This window comes from Pseudoalteromonas sp. APC 3358 (genome assembly GCF_030408075.1).
Classification (GTDB): Bacteria; Pseudomonadota; Gammaproteobacteria; order Enterobacterales; family Alteromonadaceae; genus Pseudoalteromonas; species Pseudoalteromonas arctica.
The window spans coordinates 117,341-143,149 of sequence record NZ_JASDCE010000010.1 but is presented as its reverse complement, the minus strand read 5'-3'; the positions used below and the strand labels follow the sequence as shown (position 1 = coordinate 143,149).

Below are 25,809 nucleotides of genomic sequence, written 5' to 3'. Positions count from 1 at the left end.
TGTTTTATAATTAATCAGCATTGATTGACATTAGACTATCAAACACTTAAAAGCATGTATTGCTGTCCACAAAAGTTGTCTATGAGTCCAGATTTAAAAGGGATTAAAATGCATACTCCGCAATTAAATAAGCAACGCCAGCAATTAAAGGTGCTAATTGAAAATAAAGTGACCTTTGCTGCCGATAATAGCGAGCTAAGTATTTACGATACTTATGAAAATGCGCAAAAAGTAGCTTTGCATTCAAAAGAATTACTTTTTTGCGCCATGCTTAGTGGTAAAAAGGTAATGCATGTAGAGAGCTGCCAATATCATAAGGCATTTTTACCTCACGAATCCTTTGTATTAGCACCAGAGCAAGGGGTATTAATTGACTTTGAACAAGCATCTTTAAACGCGCCTACTACCTGCCTTGCTATTGAAATAAGCACAGACAAAATAACGCAGGTGGCTAATGCACTCAATATTGAGCAACGCTTTGCCAGCGATGACTTATTTGCCTATACACCACAGCTGGTACATAGCCAGCACAATAGCCAAACCCAACAACTTTTAGCGCGTATGGTGCATTTATTTAGTGAGCCCGACGAGCAGCGAGGTTATTTAATCGACTTATCGTTAAACGAGCTTATTACCCGTTTGCTACAGCAGCAAAGTCGAGATTTATTGCTAAAACACGGCAATAATCCGCAGCTTAAAACACCGGTAAATAATGCGTTGCAATACATAGAAGAGCACCTAAATGAGGCATTGGATATAGAGAGGCTGTGTAAAATTGCCTGCATGAGTCGCAGCAAGTTTTATCAACAGTTTAAGTTGGCGTTTGGTACTAGCCCAGCACTGTGGCAGCAGCAACTTAGGCTTAAAAAAGCCTATAGTAAATTGTTACAGGGGCGCACGGTTAGCCAAGCGTGTTATGAGCTGGGTTTTAATTGCCCTAGCCATTTTAGCCGATTATTTAAACAAGCCTATGGCGTACCACCAGCAAGCATTGCCAAAAAAAATCATTAAGTGATGGTTTAGATTAATTTTATAGCGAGGTTAATTAACGTTTCGTAGGCACTAAATACGCCTACGAAACTTATTTTATTGTATTTTTTATGGCGCATTAATACTGCGTATTAAAACCAAATTTCAACCTGAGCGCCTGCAACTAAGGCACTTTCGTCGCCCTCTTTGCCTGCAACACTTAACCCAGACTCTTGCCCGGCAGCCTTGTTCCAATCAAAATTACTTAGATAAAAGAAGAGTAAACAGAGTGGTAGGCTCCCTCAAAAGCGCTGCACTTAAACGCTATTAAGGGATAACGAGGGGATTTAAATCAAGCTAAATCAAACTAAAATAACTAAAAGCACATAAACTAATACCGGCTAATAACCATACTAATCCGTAGCTTTGCCAAAGTATTGCGTTATTATAAACCTGCTGCGGGTTATTTTTGTCAACTAACAGTGTGCAGGTTTTACCTTGTTTAAAACGGGTAAACATTTTTTCACGATATTCCACTAATACACTGTGCACCTGCCCATCAAAACGAAAACTCACTAGCATAGTTGGCTGATGCAACATTTCGGGTGCTGTTATTTGATTATTTGCCACGGCAGTTATTTGTTCTACAACACAAACCCGCCAGTGGCGTTTACTTACTTTACATTTTAACCAGCGTACAAATGGCAAAGTGCCAATTATTATAAATACCCCCCCCAACCACAACAGAGCCATACAACCACCTTTGTTTTTATTTTTATAGTTTACTAAACAACATACACAGCAAACAAAATGCCTAGACTATGTAGTACATACCTAGATTAATATAGCGCATTGGCTTTATTAAATACATGCTCAGATTACAAAATTTAACCGCAAGCAACTTGCAGTTAACCTGCCGCACAAGCACAATAGCCGCATAAAAGAGGAGATCATTATGACCACAATTGGTATTGGCACCCAAACCAAAAAACAAGCACTCGCTAGCTTAAGCAATATGACCAGCGATTTAACCCCTATTCAACCGGCAGAGTATTTAACTCGTATAGCCAAAGCGCAAACGTATATGCAAAACAATGGCATTGATGCCATTTATTTAAATGCAGGTACTAACCTCGCTTATTTTACCGGTATGCGTTGGTATGCAAGTGAGCGTTTAGTTGGCGCAATTTTGCCAGCTAAAGGTGAAGTGCAATACATAGCTCCTTATTTTGAAATTGGCTCACTTAATGGTTTTAAAGTAATTGACGGGCCAATCCGTGGTTGGCAAGAGCATCAAAACCCATATCAGTTATTTGTTAATATATTAACGGAAATGGGTATTGCGGCTAATGGCACTATTGGTATTGACGAAAGCGCGCAGTTCTTTATTTTTGATGGTATTAATAAAGCGCAAACGGGCTTAAATTTAGTGAATGCCCAGCCGGTTACAGCACATTGTAGAATGCATAAATCAGCCAATGAGCTGGCGTTAATGCAACGCGCTATGGATATGACCTTAGTGGTTCACCAAGCCACGGCAAGCATGCTACACGAAGGTATTAGTACCACTGAAGTAGAAGAATTTATAAAGCTAGCGCATCAAAAAGTAGGTGCGCCGGGTAACTACTTTTGTATCGTGTTATTTGGGCTTGCAACGTCATTCCCGCATGGGGTAAAAGATCCGCAAATTCTTAAAAAAGGCGACATGGTACTTATTGATACTGGCTGTAAAGTACATGATTACTTATCTGATATTACCCGCACTTATGTGTTTGGTGAAGCGACAGATCGCCAACGTCAATTTTGGAATAATGAAAAAGCAGCACAAATTGCAGCTTTCAATGCAGCAAAAATTGGCGTGCCATGTGAAGACGTAGATACAGCTGCGCGCAGCTACTTAGCCGAGCAAGGTTTAGGCCCTGATTACCAAACACCTGGTTGCCCGCACCGTACAGGCCACGGCATTGGTTTAGATATTCACGAATGGCCTTACTTGGTAGGCGGTAATAAAACACCACTAGCCGCTGGCATGTGTTTTAGTAACGAGCCAATGCTGGTTATACCGGATGAATTTGGGGTACGCTTAGAAGATCATTTTTATATGACCGACAGTGGTGCAAAATGGTTTACCGAGCCTAGCCACAGTATTGACGACCCGTTTGGTTTACAAAAGTAATATAAGCTCAAATTAACTAACATTTGTTTATTTAGCTTAAACGACTAAATACTACTGCGCAGTACAACACCACGCGCAGTAGTTTATTTTGTGAGTTGACGTTTAACCAATCGCTGTTTGTTTTTTTGTACGTTAGCCAACCACACTAAGGGTAAAATAATTAACGATGCGCCAATTATTAAGCCAAGTGTAGGCACTTCACCAAACCAAAATAAACCAACAACGACAGCCGCCACTAAGCCACTATATTCAGCGCTAGCAACTTGGCTCGATTCGATTTTGCTATAAACGTACACGCAAATTCCAGCATAAATTAAAATAAACAGTGTAGAGCCAAACGCAGTAATGAGTGCAGCCCAATGCCAAGGTTCGTTTTCCCACAGCGCCAAACCTAATCCCACAGGCATACCTACCAAATTGGTAAGTAACAAAGTTTGCATAATACTATGGTGCTTAGGTAACTTACGTATTAGTACATTATTTATTGCCAGTGTAATTGCGACTACAAGTGCAAATATAGCCGCCCAATTAATGTCGGTAGGCTGAATAACAATAAGTACCCCTATAAAGCCAATAACAGCCACAGCTATGCTGCTTTTTGTTAGCTGTTCACGAAATATCATTACTGCTAAAGGCAGCATTAATAAAGGCGCTGCATAAAAAATAGCGTTAGCGGTTGCAAGCGGTAAAGCTTTTAGCGCAAACACCATAAATATAATACCAAATAACCATACATGTCCGCGTACCGCATGCCATTTTAAACCGGCAAATAAATGTTTTTTATTCGCCGACAAACAAAACGGGAGCAAAATTAATACTGCGGTAAGTTGGCGCATAAATACAAACTGAAACGTGGGACTTTCTGCTGGTAAAGTTTTGATTATAGCATCAGAAAAAACCGCAATAATATTACCCACCACAAGTAATGTCATGCCTAAGCCAACCGATATTTTTTGCATTGTTACTCCGTGCCCGCAAATTAAAAACGCTAGCATAGAGCAATTCGTTTAATTATGTATAATGATTAAAATACTTTTAGTATGAGTTTAACTAATAATGAAATTACCCCCATTACGTGCTGTTCAGTGTTTTGAATCTGTAGCGCGATTAAATAGTTTTTCTAAAGCAGCAGAACATCTAAATGTGACGCAAAGTGCCGTGAGCCATCAGGTTAAATTACTAGAGCAATATTTAAACGAGCCGCTATTTAACCGCAGTGGCCGTAGCTTTTCGTTAACCGACGCGGGCAATCGTTACTATCAAGAAGTGAGTCATTCATTAACCAGTTTAGCCTCTGCCACACAAAAAATACGTTACGGCGAGCCTGGGCATATTCGTTTAGCACTTTATAGCTCATTAGCTGTAAAGTGGTTAATACCGCGATTAGAAAGCTTTAAACATGACTCGCCAGATATCGACTTAACTTTAAATATGATTGTAGATGAGGCGGATTTTAGCGACCGTGTTGCCGATTGTTTTATTACCACAACGCCACCTAAAGGTGAGTTTGTCAGCTTATTTTTATTTGCAGAAAAGCTTTACCCTGCTTGTGGCAAAGGCATGTGGCAGCAATTAAAAAATCAATCGCTGCCCAATGAATTATGGAAGCACCCGCTGTTGTCGGTGCAGTATGATGAGTCAGAGCAACGTAGCACCAATGACTGGCAGCAATGGTGTAAAAGCGGCGGCTTTGAGCTGCCTAAAAACGTAAGAGTTAATCACTTTAGTCACGTTATACTGGCCGCAGAAGCTGCGCGTTATAATTTAGGTATTACGCTTATTGATGCGTTTTTTATTGCCTCACAGCACGATAACCACTTAGTTAAGTTGCCACTGCATGGAGTTGAAACCGGCTGTAAATTTTATTTTGTATATAAAAAATCGCGAGCAAAACAAACCGATATTATTACCCTAAGCCGCTGGCTAAAAGCCCAGTGGGCCGAGGTTAAAAAATAAAATGAAAGTATTAAGTCATCATACTTCATGCCAGTTTATAGCTATAACTATTATTTGATTTTATACTATCTCTATTAATTTAAGCACAGTCTTTTTAAAGGATAATCATAACTCATGAGAAAACCGGCCCACTGGACCTTAAAAAGTATCGCTCTAGAATTAGGTGTGTCTAATGCTACGGTTTCTAATGCGTTTAATCGCCCTGATCAGCTATCGGCTAAACGCCGAGAAGATATTCTTGCAGCGTGTAAAAATTTGGGCTATTACGGGCCTAATAAGGCCGCGCAATCATTGCGTAATGGCACATTTAATATTGTCGCTTTAGTACTGCCCGATAGTGTGGAATACATGGTGTCGGATCCTGTGGCTAGCAGCTTTATGCGCGGTGTTACTTCGGTGCTTGAAAAAAACGGCATTAATGTTTTATTGTTTTCAGGTAATAGCGATACCCTTAATAACATAGTCGACTTTGTTGATGGTTTTATTTGTTATGGCCGTCCTCGTAATAATGCATTGGTTGAGCAGTTAAAAATAGTGTCTAAACATGTGGTGACTATTGACTTTGATATAGCCCGCAATGCCTCTGTAAATATAAATAATGAGCAAGCCAGTTACGAAATTGCTAGGCACGTTATACATAATCAAAATGATAAAGTCGCTATTTTGGGACTTAGATTACTTGATGAAAACGTATTGTGCCGCGTGTATGAGCATTACGAATTTGAAGCCGGACAATCTATTTCTCATCAACGTTTACGTGGTTATCAACGCGCTTTAAGCGAGGCAAATATTACGGTAGCTGACGATCGTATTTGGAATATACCTGAAAGTAGCGAACGTTTTGCCAATATTGCTGCAAAAGAAGTACTTAGTGCATCACCGCATCCTAACGTTATAATTTGTATGAGTGATTTAATTGCCCTTGCCACAATGCGAGAAGCAATAAAGCAAGGCATAAAAATAGGTGAAGAACTGCGTATTGTGGGCTTTGATGGTATTGATGAAGCAGCCCGGTTTGTACCTCGCCTAACCACTATTCATCAAAACAGCCAAGAAAAAGGCGTTATAGCCGCTGAATTATTTATTTCTAAAGAAGAAAAAACTCAGGAAGTCAGTTACGAATTAGAGATTGGTGCGAGTAGTTAGCTTACAAGCCTTGTAATTGTTTTATGTATTAAAAAGCCAAGCTTAAGTAGCTTGGCTTTTGTTTTACATGGCGTTTATAAATTACTTTTACAGCATTAAGCTAAAAATGAATTTAAGTTAATCGTTGTTTCTTCATCACCGTTTAGCTGCGTAATCAGTGCATGGCGTAATTTAAAATCAACAGTAAGTGAAATAGTTTGCTCACCTAGTTGCCACGATAAACAACACATACTGCCTTCACCTTGGGCACTAAATTCACCTGCAAACGCGGGGTGTGAATTGCGAATTTTAATTAATTCAATTAAACCTTTTACTACAGGCTTATTTAAGGCTTTGTCGATTATATTTGCATCTAAATATGGGCGGTTAATATCACGGCCAACATTTGTATTAGCTAATAGATCCATATCATTTTCACAGGCAAATAAGCCGCCGTAATATACTTGTGGTACACCTGGTGCAAAAAATTGAATTGCACGCGACAGTAAGTAATCAAAGTCTTTAGCGCCTAATGCGTTGTAGTACGTACAGTTAACTTGATATAAGTCGACATTACTCGCCGCAGCTCCCGTAGCTTGGCGGCTTTGGTTGTTACTGTTGGCGTGCATTGTTTCTACTAGGTTATCAATCTGCTGTGCATTTAATAGCCCTGGCTTGTCGCCCATTGGACCTGCGTCAATAATGCCAATACCGTCGTGTGTATCAAGTACGGTTAAGCAATTGCGTGGCGAAATTTGTAACCATTTGAGCAGTGCATCTACATCGTTGTTAAATAAGCTGTGTAAAATAAGTGGTGGTAACGCAAAGTCGTAAACCATATTTACACGTTTTGCCACTTCTACCTGAGTTTGATAATGGCTATGTATTTCTGCAATGGTTTCCATGCCTAAATCGTTTGCTTGCTTAGATAAGTTATCTAGGTAACCAAATGTTTCATCAAGCATAAAGCAATTAGTGCCCGCTTGCTTAATGGCGTAGCCCGCCGCATCTAAACGAATAATATTTACATTGTTAGCCGAAAATTTAGTAAGTACGTTATTTAAATACGCAACACCGGCTTCTGCTTTTACGTTTATATCGATTTGATTGTCGGTAAAAGTGGTCCAAAAATCATACGTTTGGCCGTCGCCACACTGCATTGGCGTAAAACAGCTACCTGGGCGTGGGCGGTAAATTGCTTTTTGCTCAGCTTCGCTTATACCATTTGGAAATACATCTTCTTTGGTTAAAAATAAATCCCAAAATTCTGATTGCTTACCTTTAGCTAATACATCTTGAAACTGAAAAGACTGCGCCGATACATGGTTAACAATTAGGTCTGCCATTAAGTCGAGATCTTTACCTAATACTTGTATGTCTTCCCAAGTGCCTATTCTAGAATCAACTTCACTATGATCAATAGGGTCAAAGCCAGCATCGCTGCCATCAATAGGATTGTAAAATGGCAATAAGTGCACACCACCAAATACGCCTTTTAAAGGGCCGTTTAAAAGTGTAGTTAGCGCGCCTATATTTTGGCCAGTGATTCGATCAGCGTATGTGATCAATTGAACTTTATTCTTCATCATTGTGTGATTACCATGTTGAAACTTAATCGATTAAGATATATCTTTAACTAGCGAGTAAGAATTTACAAGTAATTTTTAATAATTTTACATACAAATTTCGTGGCTCACGTAATACTACAGTAAGCAACTGACTGACTTACGAAGTGTTAATAGAGAATTTAACGAGGAATAAACACATGACAAAATCACACACACACGTAAGCAGCGACCCACTGCAACAAATACGCTGGCTTACATACATGATGTTTTTTATGTTTGCCATGACCTCTGACGCAGTCGGCATGATAATCCCCGAACTTATAAAAGATTTCGGTTTGAGCATGACTCAAGCTAGTGCATTTCATTACGCTCCCATGGCATTAATAGCCTTTAGTGGCTTATTTTTAGGCTTTTTAGCTGACAGCCTTGGCCGTAAAAAAACCATTATGCTGGGTTTATTAATATTTTCTGCTAGTTGTTTTTTATTTGCATTTAGCACCAGTTTTACTTTCTTTTTAGTATTGCTTTGCTGCATAGGCTTGGCCATTGGTTTATTTAAAACCGGCGCACTGGCATTGCTTGGCGATATTTCGCATAGTAACGACGACCACACTAAAACCATGAACAAGGTTGAGGGCTTTTTTGGCATTGGCGCTATTGTAGGCCCTGCCCTAGTTGGTGTTTTATTAGTGCAAAACGTAAGTTGGACATACCTGTATATTACTGCGGGCGTAATGTGTTTAATTCTTGCTTTATTAGCATGGCGCGCAGACTACCCTGACGTAGTAAAAACAACTGAAAAGCCAGCCTCTTTGGCCACCACCCTAAAAATGGTAAAAAACCCCTATGCACTTGGCTTTTCTTTGGCTATTGCACTTTATGTAGCGACTGAAGTGGCTATTTATGTATGGATGCCAACGCTATTAAAGGACTACACAGGCTCTTGGCCGCTCCTTGCAACTTATGCACTTACTATATTTTTTATACTACGTGCTGCAGGTCGTTTTATTGCCGTATGGTTACTAAACCGTTATAGCTGGCAAGGTGTTATGGCTTATTTAAGCTTAGGTATTGCGCTTTGTTATGTGGGCACACTTATTGGGGGGGTTGATTGGGCTGTAGGGTTATTACCTCTTTCAGGTTTATTTATGTCTATGGTTTATCCAACTTTAAACTCTAAAGGTATATCGTGTTTCCCTGCTGAGCGCCATGGAGCCGTAGCCGGCGTTATATTGTTTTTTACCGCATTATCGGCTGCTTTAGCTCCTTTATTTATGGGTATGATCAGCGATTACTTTGGCCATGTGCGCTATGGTTTTTACTTAGCAACAGGGTTTGCCGTGATTTTATTTGTAGCTATGTTGTTCAATTATTTACGCGACCCATCAATGAGTGCTTTACAAGAAAGTAACCCAACAGCTTAATAAACTTGTATTTCAATACAATAAAAACACCTTAAAAATCAAAATATGAATAATAAAAGAACAAATTAAACACAAAATGATTTGCTTATTGTAAAATATTTGTTATTTTTACTTAATCGATTAAGTAAAAATAACAAATCCTATTGGGATCAACACAACGAGGCGTTCACATGACAACACACAATACACCTTTATATTTAATCAGCGCTTTAGCACTTGCCGTAAGTCAAGGCGTTAACGCACAAGAAACAGACCAAGCAACACCTGAAGCATCACAAAACAAAGGTCTTGAAACAATTGTTGTAACCGGCGTACCACGTCGAACAACAATCATGGCTTCAAGCGTATCAGTTAGTAGCGTGTCACTTGAACAAGTTCAAGTGTCTACTCCTCGCTCAACAGCCGAGGCTTTTAGAATCATCCCTGGTATTCGTGCAGAATCTACAGGTGGCGAAGGCAATGCAAATATTGCTGTTCGTGGCCTGCCAGTTGCTTCAGGAGGTGCAAAATTTTTACAATTACAAGAAGATGGTTTACCTGTACTGCAATACGGTGATATCGCTTTTGGTAATTCAGATATTTTTATGCGATTAGATAACACTGTGCAAACTATCGAGTCGATTCGTGGTGGCTCAGCATCTACTGCAGCAAGTAATGCACCTGGTGGCATTATTAACTTTATCTCTAAAAATGGCGAAAACGAATCTGGCAGTGTGTCTACAACACTAGGCTTAGATTACGACAGCGTTCGTACAGACTTTGAATACGGCACTTACTTAACCGATAGCGTACGTTTTCATGTTGGTGGTTTTGTTCGACAAGGCGAAGGCCCGCGCGAAACAGGTTACACGTCTAATAAAGGTGGCCAAATAAAAGCTAACCTTACTAAAGATTTCGACAACGGTTACGTGCGCCTTTATTACAAACACTTAGACGATAAGAGTGTTGGCTACCTTCCTATGCCAATGTACTCAAATGGTGACTCTATTGCTGGCTTTGATGCACAATCAGACACACCTCACTCAGCGTTATTTACTAAAACAGTACGTTTAAATGGTGAAAACCAAATCAGTAGCGGCGATATCCGCGATGGTATGAATCCAAAGGTTGACTCTGTTGGTTTTGAAGCTGTATTTGATTTAGATAACGATTGGCGTATCGAAAACCGTTTTCGTAAATCATCAATAAGCGGCAACTTTAACTCGCTTATTCCTGCTGAGGTTGGCAGCGCATCATCTATTGCACAGAGTATTGGTGGTGTAGGCGCAACACTCAGTAACGCAAACACGGGAGCTGCATTTAACGACGACCTCGCTATGCGAATTCATACGTTTGACGTAACAATGAACGACTTCGATTCATTAGTTAACGACTTTAAACTAACTAAATCGTTTGATGATGACACCAGCATTACCTTTGGTTATTACGCGTCAACACAAAACATTGCTATGTCGTGGTTATGGAATTCATACCTTATGGAGCTTAAAGGCGACAATGCAGCATTATTAAATGTTACTGCAACTGACGGTACTGAATTTTCAGAAAATGGTTTATATGCATATGGCACACCTTACTGGGGAAACTGTTGCCAACGTGATTACGACACAGAGTACGACACCCGTGCACCATACGTTGCATTCTCTACTAAATTGGGTGATGTAAGCATTGATGCAAGTGCCCGTTACGATAGTGGCGAAGCTCGCGGTAACTACGCAGGTGCCGTAACATCAACTGTAGATATGAACCGCGACGGTGAAATATCAATCCCGGAACAAAATGTTGCTGGAATTGATACAGCAAACGCAAGTCCAGTAAACTACGACTGGAACTATTCTTCTTATTCAATTGGTGCTAATTATCAAATTGACCCAAGCCTTGCTACGTTTGCACGTATTAGTAAAGGTGGGCGTGCAAATGCTGACCGTCTTTTATTTGGTAAAGTACGCGCCGACGGCTCTGTTGCAAAAGAAGACGCTGTTGATGAAGTAAACCAGTTTGAGTTTGGTGTTAAGAAGCGCTTTGATTCGTTATCAGTATTTGCTACTGCGTTTTTTGCCGAAACTGAAGAGCAAAATTTTGAAGCAACATCACAAACGTTTTTTGACCGTGAATACGAAGCAAAAGGGATTGAAATAGAATCTACTTACTTTATTGATGCATGGGATTTTCGCGGTAATTTAACCTGGACCGATGCAGAAATAGCAAAAGATGCGCTTAACCCAGATGTGGTAGGTAATACGCCACGTCGTCAAGCCGATTTAATTTACTCATTAATGGCACGTTACAACTATGAAAAAGGCGCTGCAGGGGTAAGTTTCATTGGTACTACCGATGCATACGCTCAAGATAATAACGACTTGCAATTTGACGGCTACACACAGGTAAATGGCTTTGTAAGCTATGACTTATCTGAAAACCTTAATATTGCGCTTAATGTGAATAACCTATTTGATACAGTAGGTATTACAGAAGCAGAAGAAGGTTCAGTACCTGAAAATAACATTATTCGTGCCCGTACTATTAACGGGCGCACAACGTCGGTAACTTTAAAATACGCTTTTAACTAAATGTGTATTGCGCTGCGGTGAGTAGTCACTGTAGCGCCTTTTAAAGTATGAATAAATAACACCCTTCACGTTTTTTAGCCTAGCCTTGCTAGGCTTTTTAGGATATTCCAAATGACTAAACTCCTGTGCTTAGGCGAGCTATTAATTGATATGCTGCCACAAGATGCTAATAACTCGGCCTATTTACCTATACCAGGTGGCGCGCCTGCCAATGTAGCTGTTGGCTACGCAAAACTCGGCGCAGAGGCTGCATTTTGTGGAGGCAAAGGGGACGACCATTTTGCCAATCAATTAAGTAATGCATTAGCGCAATACAATGTAAATACAGACTATTTATTTACCATTGCAGGCTCACAAACCGCCATGGTTATAGTAAGCCTTGATGACACCGGCGAGCGTAGTTTTGGCTTTTATCGCCATAACACAGCCGATGTACTATTAACGCAGGCGCATTTAGCGCATATAAATTGGCAAGAAATAAGCACACTACACTTTTGTTCAAACACATTAACCGAATCAGCAATTGCCAACACAACAGTTAAAGCGCTAGAACTTGCAAAAGCGAATAATAAGCTCGTCAGCTTTGATGTAAATTTACGCTACAGCTTGTGGGAAAACACAAGCGATATAGCAAGCAATGTAAAAGCCTGTTACACCTATTGTGACATAGTAAAACTCTCGCGTGATGAGCTTAATTTTTTAGCCCAGCATAGCGATACAACGAGCGATGATTACATTCAAATGCTATTAAATACCGGAGTAAAACTGGTATTTTTAACCGATGGACCAGAGCCTGCCACGGTTTACCACAGCGCATTTACGCTTAACGAATCGGCACCAAAAATAAACGCCGTAGATACAACAAGCGCAGGTGATGCATTTATAGCGGGGGTTTTATACTACTTAAATAACTTAGGAAGTGATTTACCACTAGCAGAGAAACTAAATGATAAAGCGAGCGTAAAAGGCGCCTTGCACTTTGCTCTTAAATGTGGCTCTAAAGCGTGTTTAGCTAAAGGGGCATTTCCGGCATTACCTGTGCTGGCTGATGTGATTTAAATGATTAAAGCCCCATATTACGGGGCTTTAAATTAGAGTTGTATCTATTGCTTTATAAAGGTGACACCTTTTGGTATTTCATCTTGGGGTAACCGAGTAGAGTGCATTTGCGATAACAACCATTTGTCGCCCACTTTTGATACAACGGCACTTTCTAACCAATAAATATCAATACTTCTTTCGGTGTTTTTAATATTGGCTTTATTCCAGTAATTAATAAATGCAACATCACCCACTACACGCGAATTTATAACACTAAAATAATTAGTTCTTATAAAGTCAGAAGGCTTAACAACATTTATAAAGTCATTAATAGTCCACACTTCACCGTGCTCTAAAAGTAAAAATGAATCATCTACGGCTGCACGCATTTGCGTGTGGTCAACGTTAGAAACAGCCAAAAAAAGATCGCTCACCGGCGTGAATATATTGTTATCTTTTGCATGTATCGATGCCGAAAATATCAGGAATGTAATAAAGGTAAGTACTTGTTTCATTGTTTTTATAATGTGTAATTTGCTCAATAATAATGAGTGTATTTTAATAGAGCAGTATTAACAATTGAAATAAACCGAATGTAACTACCTAACAATGTTACCCATAGAGCAAAAAAGCACTCTATAAGAGTGCTTTAATTTAATTTTTTCGATCAAGCTATTCATCTAGCCAATCTATGGCTGCGGTAGCATTTTCAAAGTATTGAACCTCACCCGAAATAAACCAGTTACCTATTTTTGCCATTCGAGCTTGCCACTCTTTATTACCGTAAATAGCTACTTTTTTAAATTCTTTAGAGTGTTTAACACCTAACTTTAAGTCATCCCACGCTGCGCGTAGTTCCCAGCCTTCAAGTTCGCTACCATCTATTAAGGCGTTCACGACTGGGTGCTTAACTTCGCCAAGAGCTGAGTTTATCATTGGGGTAATTATTTTGTAGTCGTCGTGAGTAAGCGTACCAACGGCTTTAAGTTTTAAAAAAAACTCTCTTCCTGCACGTTCAAGACCAATCGATAAACCATGTGTTGTGTGTACCATTACTGCTCTCCTTAAATAGGCTGAGTGGTAAAAGTACACCTTCTAAAATTAATTAGTCCTGAACTAAATCAATAAATAGTCCTGAGCTAGATCATTAAATAGTCTCAAATAAACGACTCAATTACGCATTTTGTACGCGAGATATCTGGTTTTCTACATCAGTTAAATGGCCCGTTTTAAGCCATGCTTTTGCACCATTACTTCCCGCTTTAACGTTAACAGAGCTATTAATAGGCACTCTTAACCAACTGTTTTTTACAAGGGTATCGGCTTGCTCATCAAATGAGCCTTCAAGTACTAGCAGCTCTGCTCCGCCTTTTGCGCTTATAACCATGCAGGCGTTGGGCTTAAAGTCCAACAAGCTTACGTCTTCAAAATCGTCTTTGTATAAAGGGGTTACGGCTACATTTTTAAAACTAGGATGCGCCGTACTTTGCATCAAGTCTGTTTGCAAACGCACGTGCGTTCGATCCTCTGGCTGAAACTGCCATAACTTTACAAATATAACGCAGCCATTTTCAGACCCCGGTTTGTGCTTTGATTGCGGTGGATTACGGATATAAGAACCTGCCACAAAGTCACCATGTTCATCTTGAAATACCCCTTCAAGCACAACAAACTCTTCACCGCCTGTATGAACATGCGGCGAAAATTCACTGCCAGGTGCATAACGAACAATAGTCGTTGCGCGAGCAACTTCGTCGCCCACACGGTCCAGTGCTCGTCTATCAACACCCGCCATTGGCGATGCAACCCACGGGAGCGTTTCGCTATGTACCACAACTCGTTTACTAAAATCGGCAGCAATTTTCATATTTGGCTCCTAACCGTAACTCCACTTAAATTTTAAACTAACAACCTAATTAAGCCGCAACACTTGGGCGTTTTGCTACTTTTTCTTGCCATGCAACTAAATGGGTTAACTCATTCGGGATTGCTATTTGTGCAAATCCAGCAAATACCAGCCCAGCATACAATGTAATATCAGCAATACTAAACTGCTCACCAGCAACAAACGCCGATTGCGCTAGTACATCATTAAAATAGCTAAACCCTTGGCGTGCTTTTTCGCCTTGCTTTTCACCCCAAGCCACATTTTGATACGTTTCAAGCTCTGGACCTAAGCCATCAGTTGCATGATGAAAGTAAGTTGCCACAGCGTCAAGCACCATAGATTCTGCGCGTTTTTGCATCATGTTAATTACTGCACGCTCTTTTGCGGTTTCACCCATTAAAGATGGGCCTTCAAATGCGGTATCAATATACTCAGTAATAGCGGTACTTTCTGATATAAATGTGCCGTCATCTAGCTCTAATACGGGCACACCTGCTAATGGGTTTTTAGCTAAGAAGGCTTCTGTTCTGTGCTCACCATTTAATAAATCAACAGCTACAAACTCAACATTTGAAGTGGCATTTTTTTCAGCTAAAGCGATACGAACACGAAGTGGGTTTGGAAAGTTTTCTACATCATAAATTTTCATAGCAATCTCTATCTTTATTGTTTAAAAGTGAATTAATGGCAGCAACCTACCTACCGATAGGTAATTTATAATATTAAACTAAATTTAAGTCAACGTTTAAATTTTTCTGATTTATAGGATTTAACTTAATCATAATAAAACTAGGGGGTTGCTTAAAAATAAAAACGCTTGTAAATAACTACCTACTGGTCGATAATTTTGCTATACCAATTGCATTAAATAAGTGATCTATTATTGCGCTAAGAAAATAGCGCAATAACAAGGCGAAAATTATGACATCTAGTTATTCTATATGAATAATTTTTAACGCAGTTAGTGAGTTGTTTAATGCGATACAATGATCATGTTTTAATAAAATTGGTATTACTGCAGATAGGAAAATATTAAAAGTGAGTAAAAAAGAAGCGTTATTAAAAGCAGCTGAAAACAAGGTGCGCCTTGGCGGGTACAGTAATTTTAGTTTTAGAGAGCTCGCAAGCGAAGTTGGAATTAAGAGCGCCAGTGTGCACTATCACTTTCCGACTAAGGCCGATTTAGGTGCTGAGCTTGCTCATCAATATACTAATTCTTTTTTAGCTGCGTTAGGCGAGCCAAGCGAGCTTAAAGCAAGCGGTAAAAATCCTATTGATGTGTACACTCAGCTTTTTAGAAGTGCATTAGTAACCGATCGTAAAATGTGTTTATGTGGTTTGCTAGGAGCCGAAAGCGATAGCCTTCCAGATAAAGTACGCCTTGAAGTAAAACGCTTTTTTAATCAAAATTTAACATGGCTTAGCGCTGCGCATTTAGCTAATGGTGAACTCAACCCTACTAAAGCGGCTATTCAAACAGTGAGCTTGCTTGAGGGCGCTATGATGATAAGCAAAACGCTCGACGATAACAGTTACTTTGAACTTGCAACTCAGTAATACCTAAATTTAGTACACAAAAAAAGCGAGCTATTCATTATGAATAGCTCGCTTTTTTAATGCTTGAAATAACTTATGTGATTATTAAACCGCTGTTGGTTTAACTTTATGCTTAGAGTGCACAATAGCTAAAACAATTAAGCCAATCACTGTTACTACAGCACCAATAGGTTTACCTAAATCACTTGATAAGTTAAGACCAATTGCGGCAGTACCAATATAAGAAACCGTTACCGCAGTTGCTATAACAGCAGGAACACTCGCAATCCAATGGAATGTACCACGGTCAAACAAGTACTTAGTGGCAAGCCATAATACGCTTGTAGAAAGCAGCATGTTTGAAAATGCAAAGTAGCGCCAAATTAATGAAAAATCGAGTTTCGTCATAAAGTAAGCAATAGTAAGTATAGGTACAGCCACTAATAAGCGATTACGTAAACTTTGCGGAATATTAAACGCATCAACAACTGTTAAACGTAATGAGCGGAACGCTGTATCACCAGAAGTAATTGGGAAAACGGCTACTGCAATAATTGCCATTATACCGCCAAATACACCTAAGTAACTGTTAGCTACATGATTAACAACTAAACCTGGACCACCTTGGTCAAGCAACGCTTTTAAGCCCGCGTAACCATCTGGGAACGCTGCAATACCAGCAAGTGCCCATACACAACCTACAATACCTTCACACATCATAGCGCCGTAATAAACAGGACGTACGTATTTTTCGTTAGTTAAACAGCGCGCAATAATTGGCGCTTGAGTAGAGTGAAAACCACTAATAGCACCACAGGTAATTGTTATAAACAACAATGGCCATGTTGGTAATCCATCTGGATTTGGCTCTAAAAAGTCATGTGCGTGGTCAGCTTCAAAGTAAGCTAAAAAGTCACTTGGTACCGGTAAGTGCGGCGCATTAATTAGTAATGAAATAGCAATTGCCACTGTCATTACAATCATTAGCGCACCAAAAATTGGGTAAAACTTCGTGATAATTTTATCAATTGGTAGCAAGGTAGCTAAAAAGTAATACGCTAAAATAGCGAGTACCCAAAAGGTATTATTTGCCAGTATTGTACCTTCAAAGAAATCAAGGTTACTTAGCAAACCTGCAGGGCTCATAATAAATACTACACCTACAAAAAACAGTAGCATGGCAGTAAATACAAGCATAAAGCCTTTAAATACGACGTTGTAATAATGGCCTGCGATTTCTGGTAGGCTTTTACCGTCTTCTTTTATACTCATTACACCTGAGAAGAAGTCGTGTACAGCGCCACCTAAAACATTACCAAGTACTATCCATACTAGTGCAACTGGTCCGTATAAAGCACCTAAAATTGGGCCAAATATTGGACCTACGCCAGCAATGTTTAAAAACTGAATTAAAAATGCTCGTACAGGGTGAATAGCTACGTAATCAACACCTTCGCTAAAGCGTTTTTGTGGTGTGTCAGCAGTTGAATCCAAACCGGCTTGTTTTTCAACAAATGGGCTGTAAAACTTATAGCCCAGTATTAAAATAGTGAGGCAGATAAAAAAGATGATCATAAAGCACGTTTCTCTTTTTGTATTTTAGTTATAGAGCGCATTGTGTGTCGCCCCGCCTTTTCAATCCGTGAATAATCGACGAACAATAACAAAGCTTCAACCCTCAAACAATAAGACGTTTAGCTAATACAATAATCGATATAAGCCACTATTTACGCAACCTGCACACTTAACGCTCCACATTGAATATTTATTACACACGTCTTATTTTGGGCACAAAAAAAGCGGTTAAACTTTTACGTTATAACCGCTTTCACACACAATGTTTTTTAAAGTGGGTTCATAAATTCACTAATTTGTTGATGCGTTAAAGTAGGTGTTGCGCCAGAACTTTCGGCGACCATTGCTCCAACGGCACATGCAAAGTCAACGGCATATTGCGCGTCGTCGTTGCTACAAAGCTGATAAATTAACGAACCTAAAAACGAATCCCCTGCGCCAACAGTGTCAATTACGCTAATTAAATAACCTGAATTATAAAAATTTTCGCCTTTGATTGTTAATAAAGCACCGTGGCTGCCTTTAGTTACACATAAGTAATCGGTATTTGTTTGCTGTGCTATAAACGCTAAATTTTGTTCAAGCGAATGAAACTTACAACCCATCGCTTTTGCTATTTCGTATAGCTCTTCATCGTTTAACTTAATAAAGTCTGCTTTATTCATTAAATCTACAAGTGTTTCTAGCTTGTAATGCGGTGCACGTAGATTTACGTCAAATACTTTAAAGTTTGCTACATCAACTAGTTGATTTAACGTTGCTAAAGACGCTTCGCTTCGCCCAATTAGGCTGCCAAATACAAACACATCGCTACTTTTAACTTTACTAAGCAACTCATCAGTAAGCGCTATATTATCCCACGCAGTGTCTGCCACTATTTCATAACTTGCAGAGCCACCACTGTCGAGCGTTACCTCAACCGTGCTAGTTTTTTTGTCACTATTAATAGCAATGTATTCGCAGCTTACGCCTTTGCTAGTAATTTCGCCAAGTAACTCAGCGCCTAACTCGTCGTTACCTACTGCACTTATCATGTCGGCTTTAATGCCTAGTGAGTTAATACGCACACACATATTAAGTGGCGCGCCACCTAAGCGTTTACCTGAATCAAAACAATCCCACAGCACTTCGCCAAAGCAGCTAACACTTACGTTTTCGCCTGATTTATGATTAATTAAAATGCTCATAATTAGTTACTCTTTTGATCAAGTACAGCCTGCATAATGGCTTTAATTTTACTATTAGGTGCATACAACGCAGCAATCGACTTTTTATATTCAGCAGTAAACGTTTCGTTATGCTCAAGCTTACCAAACAAGCTCGTTAACTTTAAAAATGCAATCGGGCTAGTTTGAGTCTCTTGCGCGTAAGAATTAAGCTCTTTGTGCATCGCATCTTGAATTTCAAGCTTTTCGCCGTTTTCACTTAAACCTTTATCGCTGTATAAACACCAAGTTGCAATAACAAGCGTTGCCAGTGACACATCGCGACCTTGTACTAGGTTTTCGTTAATTGTGGCAATTAAAAACTTAGGCAGTTTAGCTGAGCTTTCACTACAGATACGCGCTAGGCTGTCTTTAATATTAGGATTAGCAAAACGCTCTATTAACGTATCTTTGTAGCTTTCAAGGTCAATGCCTTCAAGTGGTTCAAGATTTGGCGTTACTTCTTTATCCATAAAAGCACGCAGGTATGTGGCAAATAATTCATCAGATACCGTTTCGTCAATAGTGCCATAGCCATGGATTGAACCTAATAAACCAAGCACAGAATGCCCTGCATTAAGTAAACGTATTTTCATGGTTTCATAAGGCGTTACATCAGTAACAAACTGTGCACCAACAACATCCCAATTTGGGCGAGAGTCACTAAATGTGTCCTCTATTACCCATTGTGTAAACGACTCACAGGTAATTGGCCACTCGTCGCTAACACCATATGCATCAACCACGTAATCAATATCACTCTTTTTAGATACGGGTGTAATACGGTCAACCATCGCATTTGGAAACGATACGTTTTGCTCAATCCACTCACTTAGGTCTTTGTCTTGCTCTGTAGCAAAGGCTAAAAGCATTTTGCGTGTTACGTTACCGTTGTGCTGAATGTTATCGCACGACTGCACTGTAAATGCGCCTAAGCCTTGCTCTTTACGCAGTTTTAACGCAGCAGTAATGTAACCAAACGCTGTAATTGGGTCGTTCGGGTTATTAATGTCGTTAATAATATCTGGATTACTGTAATCAAATTCGCCCGTTGCAGGGTTAAAGTTGTAGCCGCCTTCGGTAATAGTAAGCGACACAATTTTAGTATCGCTGTGCGCTAACTTATTAATTACCGCTTGTTTGTCCTCTGGAGCAAACAAAAAGTCGATCATTGAGCCTATTACTTTGTTATCTATTTTACCGTCTGGGTGTCTAACAGTAAGCGTATAAAGGTAATCTTGCTGCTTTAAAATATCACGCAGACCACGGTTACCCTCTAAAAGGCCAACACCACATATGCCCCATTGCTCAGAGCCTGGGGTTTTTAAAAGCTCGTTAACATATACCGCTTGATGAGCACGATGAAAACCGCCCACGCCAATATGAACAATACCGGCTTTAACTGCGCTACGGTCGTAGGTTGGTGTATCAACATGGCTTGGTAATTGAGCCAAGCTTTGTTGGTTTAGCCCTGTAACTAGAGCGTCAGTGTGTTGATGTTGCGTCATGGTGCGACCTTACTAAACAAAAATAAAATATAAATTACGATACTGTATTACGATAAGTAATTACGATGCTGTATTGAGTACTTTATGGCGTTTTAACGACCAGTACGCAGTAACAAAATAAATAACAGTACAAATAAAACAGGCTATTTCGAATTGCGATTTATTAGCGCTGTACATACTCATAGTTTCACTGAAAAACATCACCTGGCTTGCAAATATAAAAATAATAACCAGTGAAACCGTAGAAACCGCATTAAGTACTTTGGTAAATACAGAGCGGTCAATTACTGGCTTTGGAATGTCTTTAGCTTCAGCAGCTTGATATTCTTTAATATCACGTTGCTCTTGCTCTTCTGCTGCAATCTCTTGTGTGTAATCTTCACCGGCGCCGTATTTTTTAGCTAAAAGCGTATAAATAACGATTGTGAAAATCCACGTAGGAATAAACAAATAGTAAAACGACATTACATCAATAGCATTTAAACCAAATCCAAACACAAGTGCTAACGCCCAAGATGCTATAGCCGGTACGCTGCGGGTAATGTTTTTATATTTAGCCCAGTAACGTGTTAGGCCAATTTTAGGAAATAACACATGTTCAGCAAACACAATGCCGCCTACTGGCACAACTAATAAGCCTGCATAGGTAAGTAGCGGAAGCATTTGTGAAAATACAAACGGGAAACACGCAATAATCACGGTTACAACACCTACAATAGCGGTTGTGCGTTCACGTGATTGATTAACAAATATAGATTGTGCTGCAAGGCCTGCACGGTAAAGGTTTGCGTTAGCTGTAGTCCAACCGGCAATAATTACAATAACAAAGCCAGTCCAACCTAATGCATGGTATGCAACATCTCCCGGATCAAGTGATGAAATAGTTGTTTTAAGTAATACCGCAACACCTGCGCCCATAATACCGGCAGAGATCCACGCTAAGTAATGACCAAAAAACATGCCCACGCCAGAAAACAAGCCATAGCTTTTGCGTTTAGCAAATCTAAAAATAGCCATGTCGATTAAACCAAAGTGAGTAATTGAGTTAGCAGCCCATGCAAAGCCAATCACTTCTAATAGGCCAATACCTTTTTCACCATCGGCATTGGTGCCCGTCCATATGGAGGAGTCGCCTATGGTCATAAAGTCGCTAAAGCTAGTTAAAGAGGTAGAACCTAATACGTGATTTGAAAGCTCAGGGAATAACGCGAACGAACCTGCAATAAATATAACAAATAGCCACGGCGCACACAGTTTCGAAAAGTCAGCAACCGTAGAAAAGCCATACATCGCAACAAACACAACAATAGAGCCAACAGCTAAAACAATGGCTACAAACCAAAAGCTATTTGGATACCAATCAAGTTGTGCAGGTATATCAAACAAAAACCGCACGGCGGTGGAGGATACCGTGATCATAGCGGCCGATATAACACTAAAAATAACCACGTTAGCCCAGTTATAGAGCTTGGTCATTGAGTTACCAGCAATTTTGTTTAAGTAGTTATATAAACTTAAGCGGGTTTCTACTGCAATGGGTGCAGTAATCAGCCACCAAGAACACATTGCTAACAGGTTACCTATTAATAAACCCAGTAGAATGTCGATGGTTGAAGCGCCTAATGCAACAAACGTTGCACCAATAACAAATTCAGTAGCCGCAACATGTTCGCCAGCATATAGCCCTGCAAAATGTTTCCAGCCGTGAAGCTTATTATTAGCAACAGGAAGTTGCTCTTCGTTTACATCTTTAAATGTTTGTGTGTGTGGACTCGTTGCCATGGTATTTCCTATTGTTAACAGCAAAGTATTTAATACCTAAATACTTTGCCTTTTATAATTTGGCTTATAAACGCATGATGTTTCGCCATGTTTTGTTTTATTTTTAGTAAAGCAAAACCATCTACATTTATATTTTGCGTTTGCTTGCCTGTCAGTGTGTAAGGCGAGCAAATCGCGTTTAAAACTTTGTTTATTTAAAAAGCTGCGTGTTTACTGCTTTTTAAGTGCAGGGTATGCACTAAAAAAATCTTGCCAATGCGTTAAATGATCAACATTTGGGTAAGCACTGTGCACATGATTAACAGAGCCTTGCATATGTTGCCCACCGCTGTAATGCAGTACTTGCATGTTGGCGTCGATTCCTGCATTTACGCCGGCTTTACTGTCTTCAATCACTAAACAATGCTCTGGCTTTACACCCATTTGTTTAGCTGCATGTAAAAATAAATCGGGTGCTGGTTTGCCACGCTTAACTTCGCTGCTGGTAAAAACCGTATCGCTAAAGTACTTACTTAAACTCACTACGCTCAACGCTTTTGCGGTGCGTGCTGGGCTGCTGCTAGTAGCTATACAAATAGGCACAGCTAAATTGTTAAGTACGTCTTTTATACCGTCAGTCGTGGTTAGTCCGGTTTCAAATTCGTTTAATAGTGCCTCGCGGTAGTCACCTTCAAAGCTTTCAGGAAGAGTGACATTAAATGCATCCGCTATTTTTTGGCTTACTGTTTTAAAGTTGCAGCCTAAAAAGTGTTGCTGTACATAAGCGCGGTCAATCTCAACGCCTTTTTCAACAAGCATATTAATGAGTACTTGTGCGCTTAAAATTTCGCTATCAATAACAACGCCATCACAATCAAATATCACTAGCTCAATATTAGTATTCATCTTGTCACCTTATTAAAACTGTTTGGTTTAGCTAATTTAAGTATAACGAGTTAAGCGCGATTGATATTGTGCAGCTTTTTAGTGCAACTCAATAATGAGCATAAGCCCACCGATTGAGCATATTCCCTTTATTGCACGAATATGTCAACACACTGTAAGTATAAAACGCACCAGCTTGGTGAAAATACACTCAGATAAAACTAAAAACCTTTGTATTTAATCAACTTTATAAAAGCATATTGCGACCAAGGTCGTAGTAAAAAAATTCCGTTAACGTAAAAAGTGCTCCTGTTAATTTATTTCATCTGTTTTACAAATCACATCAATCTAATTAATCAGTTTTACCGAAGTTAATAAAATCAATACTATCGTTAACAGATTAACAGCCTGCACCACTGCCGGCACTTTTAAATAGATGAGGTCGACAATGAATACTCAAATAAACAAAACAAAATTAACACTAACTGCACTAGCACTTGCAATGGCATTACCGGCAAGCGCAGCGACAACACTTACTAAAGATAACGGCGCAGCTGTTGGCGACAACCAAAATTCAATTACTGCAGGCGAACGTGGCAGTGTATTACTAGAAGACGTGCAACTAATTCAAAAGCTACAACGCTTTGCACGTGAGCGTATTCCTGAGCGTGTTGTGCATGCTCGTGGTACTGGCGCACACGGTGTGTTTGTAGCATCAAAAGAGCTAGACGATTTAACAATTGCAGCACCTTTTGCACAAGCAGGTAAAGAAACAGACGTATTTGTTCGCTTTTCATCTGTAATCCACTCTAAAGGTAGCCCAGAAACACTGCGTGACCCACGTGGCTTTGCAACTAAGTTTTACACAGACCAAGGTAACTGGGATTTAGTAGGTAATAACTTACCTGTGTTCTTTATTCGTGATGCAATCAAATTCCCAGACATGGTGCACTCTTTAAAGCCATCTCCGGTTGATAACATTCAAGATCCTAACCGTGTATTTGATTTTTTCTCGCATGAACCAGGTTCTACACAAATGCTAACGTGGGTTTACAGCGACTACGGTACACCAGCAAGTCTTCGTAAAATGGACGGTTGGGGTGTACATGCATACAAAATGATTAATAAATCGGGTGATGTTAAATACGTTAAGTTTCATTGGGTAAGCCAGCAAGGCATTGATAACCTTGACGCAAAAGAAGTGGCAAAAGTACAAAGCCAAAACTTTCAACATTTAACACAAGATTTATACACTGAAATAAACAGAGGCAATTTCCCAAAATGGGATCTGTACATTAAAACGCTTGATCCATCGCAGCTTGATGACTTTGATTACAACCCGTTAGATGCAACAAAAATGTGGTTAGATATTAAAGAAACTAAAGTAGGAACAATGACCTTAAACCGTATGCCAACTAACTTCTTCCAATCTACGGAACAAGTAGCAATGGCACCGGCAAACATTATTCCAGGTATTGAGCCATCAGAAGACCGTTTATTACAAGGTCGTATGTTTTCTTACGCTGATACACAAATGTACCGCCTAGGTGCTAACCACCAGCAATTGCCAATTAACCGTGCAAAAGTTGAAGTGGTTAACTACAACCAAGACGGCGCAATGAATATTGGTAACACGACAAGCAATGTGAACTACCAGCCAAGCCAAGAAAACGTAGCTGAAAACCCAATTGCACGTAGAAGTAACACAGAGCTTAAAGGCTTTGTACAACAAGCCGCGATTAAAAAGCAGCAAAACTTCGCGCAAGCAGGTGTTATATACCGTGGTTTTAGCAAGCAAGAACGTACAAACCTAATTAATAACCTAGCAGGCGATTTAGGCAAAGTGCAAAACAGCAGTGTTAAACACAAAATGCTTAGCCACTTTTACAAAGCAGATAGTGAGTACGGTACACGCTTAACTAAAGCTGTAAACGGCGACCTTAAAATGGTTAAACAACTAGCCGCTAACTTGTAAGTAGCTAGTTGTAATTAACTAGCTGTAAGTAATCAGTTGTAAAAATTAGTCCCAACTAAGCAAGCAGCTATATAAGCAACCACAATTATGAGGAAGGGATAACCCCCTTCCTCTTTTTATAAGAGACAATTGTTATGCGTAATTTATTAATTATAGTCGCTCTACTACTGAGCTTTACCAGTAGCGTTTACGCTCAAAATACCCCAAGTACACAAACACCCAGTACGCAAGTTGAAAGCCAACATTCTGCAAAAACACAATACCAAAGCTTATTTGCTTATTACTTTGCCGCAGCACGTACAAACGACACCGCTGTAATAGAGCAATTTGTAGATGCTGGTATTCCTATCGACAGCTACAACAATAAAGGCTACACCGCGTTAATGATTGCTACTTACCATGGTAATAAAAACACGGTTAACACACTTTTACACTTAGGCGCTAATGCCTGTCTAGAAGATAACCGTGGCAACACAGCGCTAATGGCCGCTATTTTTAGAGGTGAATTTAGTATAGCTAAAACATTCGTATCACTTGATTGCGACAACGCGCATCAAAACAAAGCCGGTCAAACAGCCGAGCAATTTGCACAAACATTTGGTCAACAAAAAGTTATAGAGTTACTAGCGCAGGTAAATAATGCAAAATAA

22 protein-coding genes and 1 pseudogene are annotated in these 25,809 nt (G+C 39.7%); 10 read left to right on the top strand and 13 right to left on the bottom strand.

Translation table 11 applies throughout. The annotated features are described in order from the left end of the window. Positions 1-108 precede the first annotated feature (108 nt). Entirely contained in the window at positions 109-1,011 is a 903-nt protein-coding gene (locus QL995_RS15750) for an AraC family transcriptional regulator (protein WP_290294560.1), read from the top strand. 110 nt (positions 1,012-1,121) lie between these two features. On the opposite strand, the pseudogene QL995_RS21730 reads toward QL995_RS15750, so the two are convergent. After that, positions 1,122-1,232 (bottom strand): annotated as a pseudogene (locus QL995_RS21730) (hypothetical protein); the annotation flags it as partial. Between the two features lie 94 nt (positions 1,233-1,326). Beyond that, positions 1,327-1,722, bottom strand: coding sequence for a hypothetical protein (locus QL995_RS15745; RefSeq protein WP_290193274.1), 396 nt, complete (start codon positions 1,720-1,722; stop codon positions 1,327-1,329). A gap of 202 nt (positions 1,723-1,924) precedes the next feature. Between QL995_RS15745 and QL995_RS15740 the strand changes: the two genes are divergently transcribed. Continuing rightward, the gene (locus QL995_RS15740; RefSeq protein WP_290294559.1) at positions 1,925-3,145 is read left to right on the top strand and encodes a Xaa-Pro peptidase family protein; all 1,221 of its coding nucleotides are present in this window, start codon (positions 1,925-1,927) and stop codon (positions 3,143-3,145) included. Positions 3,146-3,228: 83 nt separating this feature from the next. On the opposite strand, the gene QL995_RS15735 is transcribed toward QL995_RS15740, so the two are convergent. Beyond that, complete coding sequence (locus QL995_RS15735; RefSeq protein ID WP_010553617.1) at positions 3,229-4,104, bottom strand: DMT family transporter; 876 nt, start codon at positions 4,102-4,104, stop codon at positions 3,229-3,231. A gap of 97 nt (positions 4,105-4,201) precedes the next feature. On the opposite strand from QL995_RS15735, the gene QL995_RS15730 reads away from it, so the two are divergent. Together QL995_RS15730 and QL995_RS15725 are read left to right on the top strand one after the other, a co-directional pair. Next, a complete protein-coding gene (locus QL995_RS15730; protein ID WP_010553616.1) occupies positions 4,202-5,101 on the top strand; it encodes a LysR family transcriptional regulator in 900 nt (299 codons plus the stop codon). A 114-nt stretch (positions 5,102-5,215) separates the two neighbouring features. Then, a complete protein-coding gene (locus QL995_RS15725) occupies positions 5,216-6,247 on the top strand; it encodes a LacI family DNA-binding transcriptional regulator (protein WP_182194981.1) in 1,032 nt (343 codons plus the stop codon). 95 nt (positions 6,248-6,342) lie between these two features. Here the strand turns inward: QL995_RS15725 and gtfA are convergent, their stop codons facing one another. Then, positions 6,343-7,815 carry a sucrose phosphorylase gene (gtfA, locus tag QL995_RS15720; protein ID WP_290294558.1) on the bottom strand — a complete coding sequence of 491 codons (1,473 nt, stop codon included), beginning with the start codon at positions 7,813-7,815 and terminating at the stop codon, positions 6,343-6,345. A gap of 176 nt (positions 7,816-7,991) precedes the next feature. On the opposite strand from gtfA, the gene QL995_RS15715 reads away from it, so the two are divergent. The 3 genes from QL995_RS15715 to QL995_RS15705 all read left to right on the top strand — a co-directional run bounded on the left by QL995_RS15715 (position 7,992) and on the right by QL995_RS15705 (position 12,844). After that, a complete protein-coding gene (locus QL995_RS15715) occupies positions 7,992-9,218 on the top strand; it encodes an MFS transporter (protein ID WP_024597775.1) in 1,227 nt (408 codons plus the stop codon). A 170-nt stretch (positions 9,219-9,388) separates the two neighbouring features. Then, positions 9,389-11,785, top strand: coding sequence for a TonB-dependent receptor (locus tag QL995_RS15710; RefSeq protein WP_290294557.1), 2,397 nt, complete (start codon positions 9,389-9,391; stop codon positions 11,783-11,785). Between the two features lie 111 nt (positions 11,786-11,896). Beyond that, positions 11,897-12,844 carry a carbohydrate kinase gene (locus QL995_RS15705; RefSeq protein WP_290294555.1) on the top strand — a complete coding sequence of 316 codons (948 nt, stop codon included), beginning with the start codon at positions 11,897-11,899 and terminating at the stop codon, positions 12,842-12,844. Between the two features lie 44 nt (positions 12,845-12,888). Here the strand turns inward: QL995_RS15705 and QL995_RS15700 are convergent, their stop codons facing one another. The 4 genes from QL995_RS15700 to QL995_RS15685 form a co-directional block, all read right to left on the bottom strand. Further along, entirely contained in the window at positions 12,889-13,341 is a 453-nt protein-coding gene (locus tag QL995_RS15700) for a nuclear transport factor 2 family protein (protein ID WP_165735588.1), read from the bottom strand. 157 nt (positions 13,342-13,498) lie between these two features. After that, positions 13,499-13,879: an STAS/SEC14 domain-containing protein gene (locus tag QL995_RS15695; protein ID WP_002960091.1), complete on the bottom strand. Its 381-nt coding sequence runs from the start codon at positions 13,877-13,879 to the stop codon at positions 13,499-13,501. A gap of 121 nt (positions 13,880-14,000) precedes the next feature. Continuing rightward, positions 14,001-14,693 carry a cupin domain-containing protein gene (locus QL995_RS15690; RefSeq protein ID WP_290294554.1) on the bottom strand — a complete coding sequence of 231 codons (693 nt, stop codon included), beginning with the start codon at positions 14,691-14,693 and terminating at the stop codon, positions 14,001-14,003. 49 nt (positions 14,694-14,742) lie between these two features. Continuing rightward, a complete protein-coding gene (locus QL995_RS15685) occupies positions 14,743-15,363 on the bottom strand; it encodes a glutathione S-transferase (RefSeq protein WP_290294553.1) in 621 nt (206 codons plus the stop codon). Positions 15,364-15,752: 389 nt separating this feature from the next. On the opposite strand from QL995_RS15685, the gene QL995_RS15680 reads away from it, so the two are divergent. Next, positions 15,753-16,271 carry a TetR/AcrR family transcriptional regulator gene (locus QL995_RS15680; RefSeq protein WP_024597781.1) on the top strand — a complete coding sequence of 173 codons (519 nt, stop codon included), beginning with the start codon at positions 15,753-15,755 and terminating at the stop codon, positions 16,269-16,271. Positions 16,272-16,355: 84 nt separating this feature from the next. On the opposite strand, the gene QL995_RS15675 is transcribed toward QL995_RS15680, so the two are convergent. The 5 genes from QL995_RS15675 to QL995_RS15655 all read right to left on the bottom strand — a co-directional run bounded on the left by QL995_RS15675 (position 16,356) and on the right by QL995_RS15655 (position 23,205). Beyond that, entirely contained in the window at positions 16,356-17,825 is a 1,470-nt protein-coding gene (locus QL995_RS15675) for a carbon starvation CstA family protein (RefSeq protein ID WP_010553606.1), read from the bottom strand. A gap of 269 nt (positions 17,826-18,094) precedes the next feature. Then, positions 18,095-19,012 (bottom strand): carbohydrate kinase, encoded by a 918-nt coding sequence (locus QL995_RS15670; RefSeq protein WP_007584308.1) that lies wholly within the window; start codon positions 19,010-19,012, stop codon positions 18,095-18,097. A 2-nt stretch (positions 19,013-19,014) separates the two neighbouring features. Next, positions 19,015-20,538 carry a mannitol dehydrogenase family protein gene (locus tag QL995_RS15665; RefSeq protein WP_169060747.1) on the bottom strand — a complete coding sequence of 508 codons (1,524 nt, stop codon included), beginning with the start codon at positions 20,536-20,538 and terminating at the stop codon, positions 19,015-19,017. Between the two features lie 60 nt (positions 20,539-20,598). Then, positions 20,599-22,320: a hypothetical protein gene (locus QL995_RS15660; RefSeq protein ID WP_290294552.1), complete on the bottom strand. Its 1,722-nt coding sequence runs from the start codon at positions 22,318-22,320 to the stop codon at positions 20,599-20,601. A gap of 210 nt (positions 22,321-22,530) precedes the next feature. After that, on the bottom strand, positions 22,531-23,205 hold the full coding sequence (locus tag QL995_RS15655) for an HAD family hydrolase (RefSeq protein WP_101216367.1): 675 nt from the start codon (positions 23,203-23,205) through the stop codon (positions 22,531-22,533). Between the two features lie 427 nt (positions 23,206-23,632). Between QL995_RS15655 and QL995_RS15650 the strand changes: the two genes are divergently transcribed. Both QL995_RS15650 and QL995_RS15645 read left to right on the top strand, forming a co-directional pair. Beyond that, positions 23,633-25,159 carry a catalase gene (locus tag QL995_RS15650; protein ID WP_024593258.1) on the top strand — a complete coding sequence of 509 codons (1,527 nt, stop codon included), beginning with the start codon at positions 23,633-23,635 and terminating at the stop codon, positions 25,157-25,159. Positions 25,160-25,293: 134 nt separating this feature from the next. After that, complete coding sequence (locus tag QL995_RS15645; protein ID WP_290294551.1) at positions 25,294-25,809, top strand: ankyrin repeat domain-containing protein; 516 nt, start codon at positions 25,294-25,296, stop codon at positions 25,807-25,809.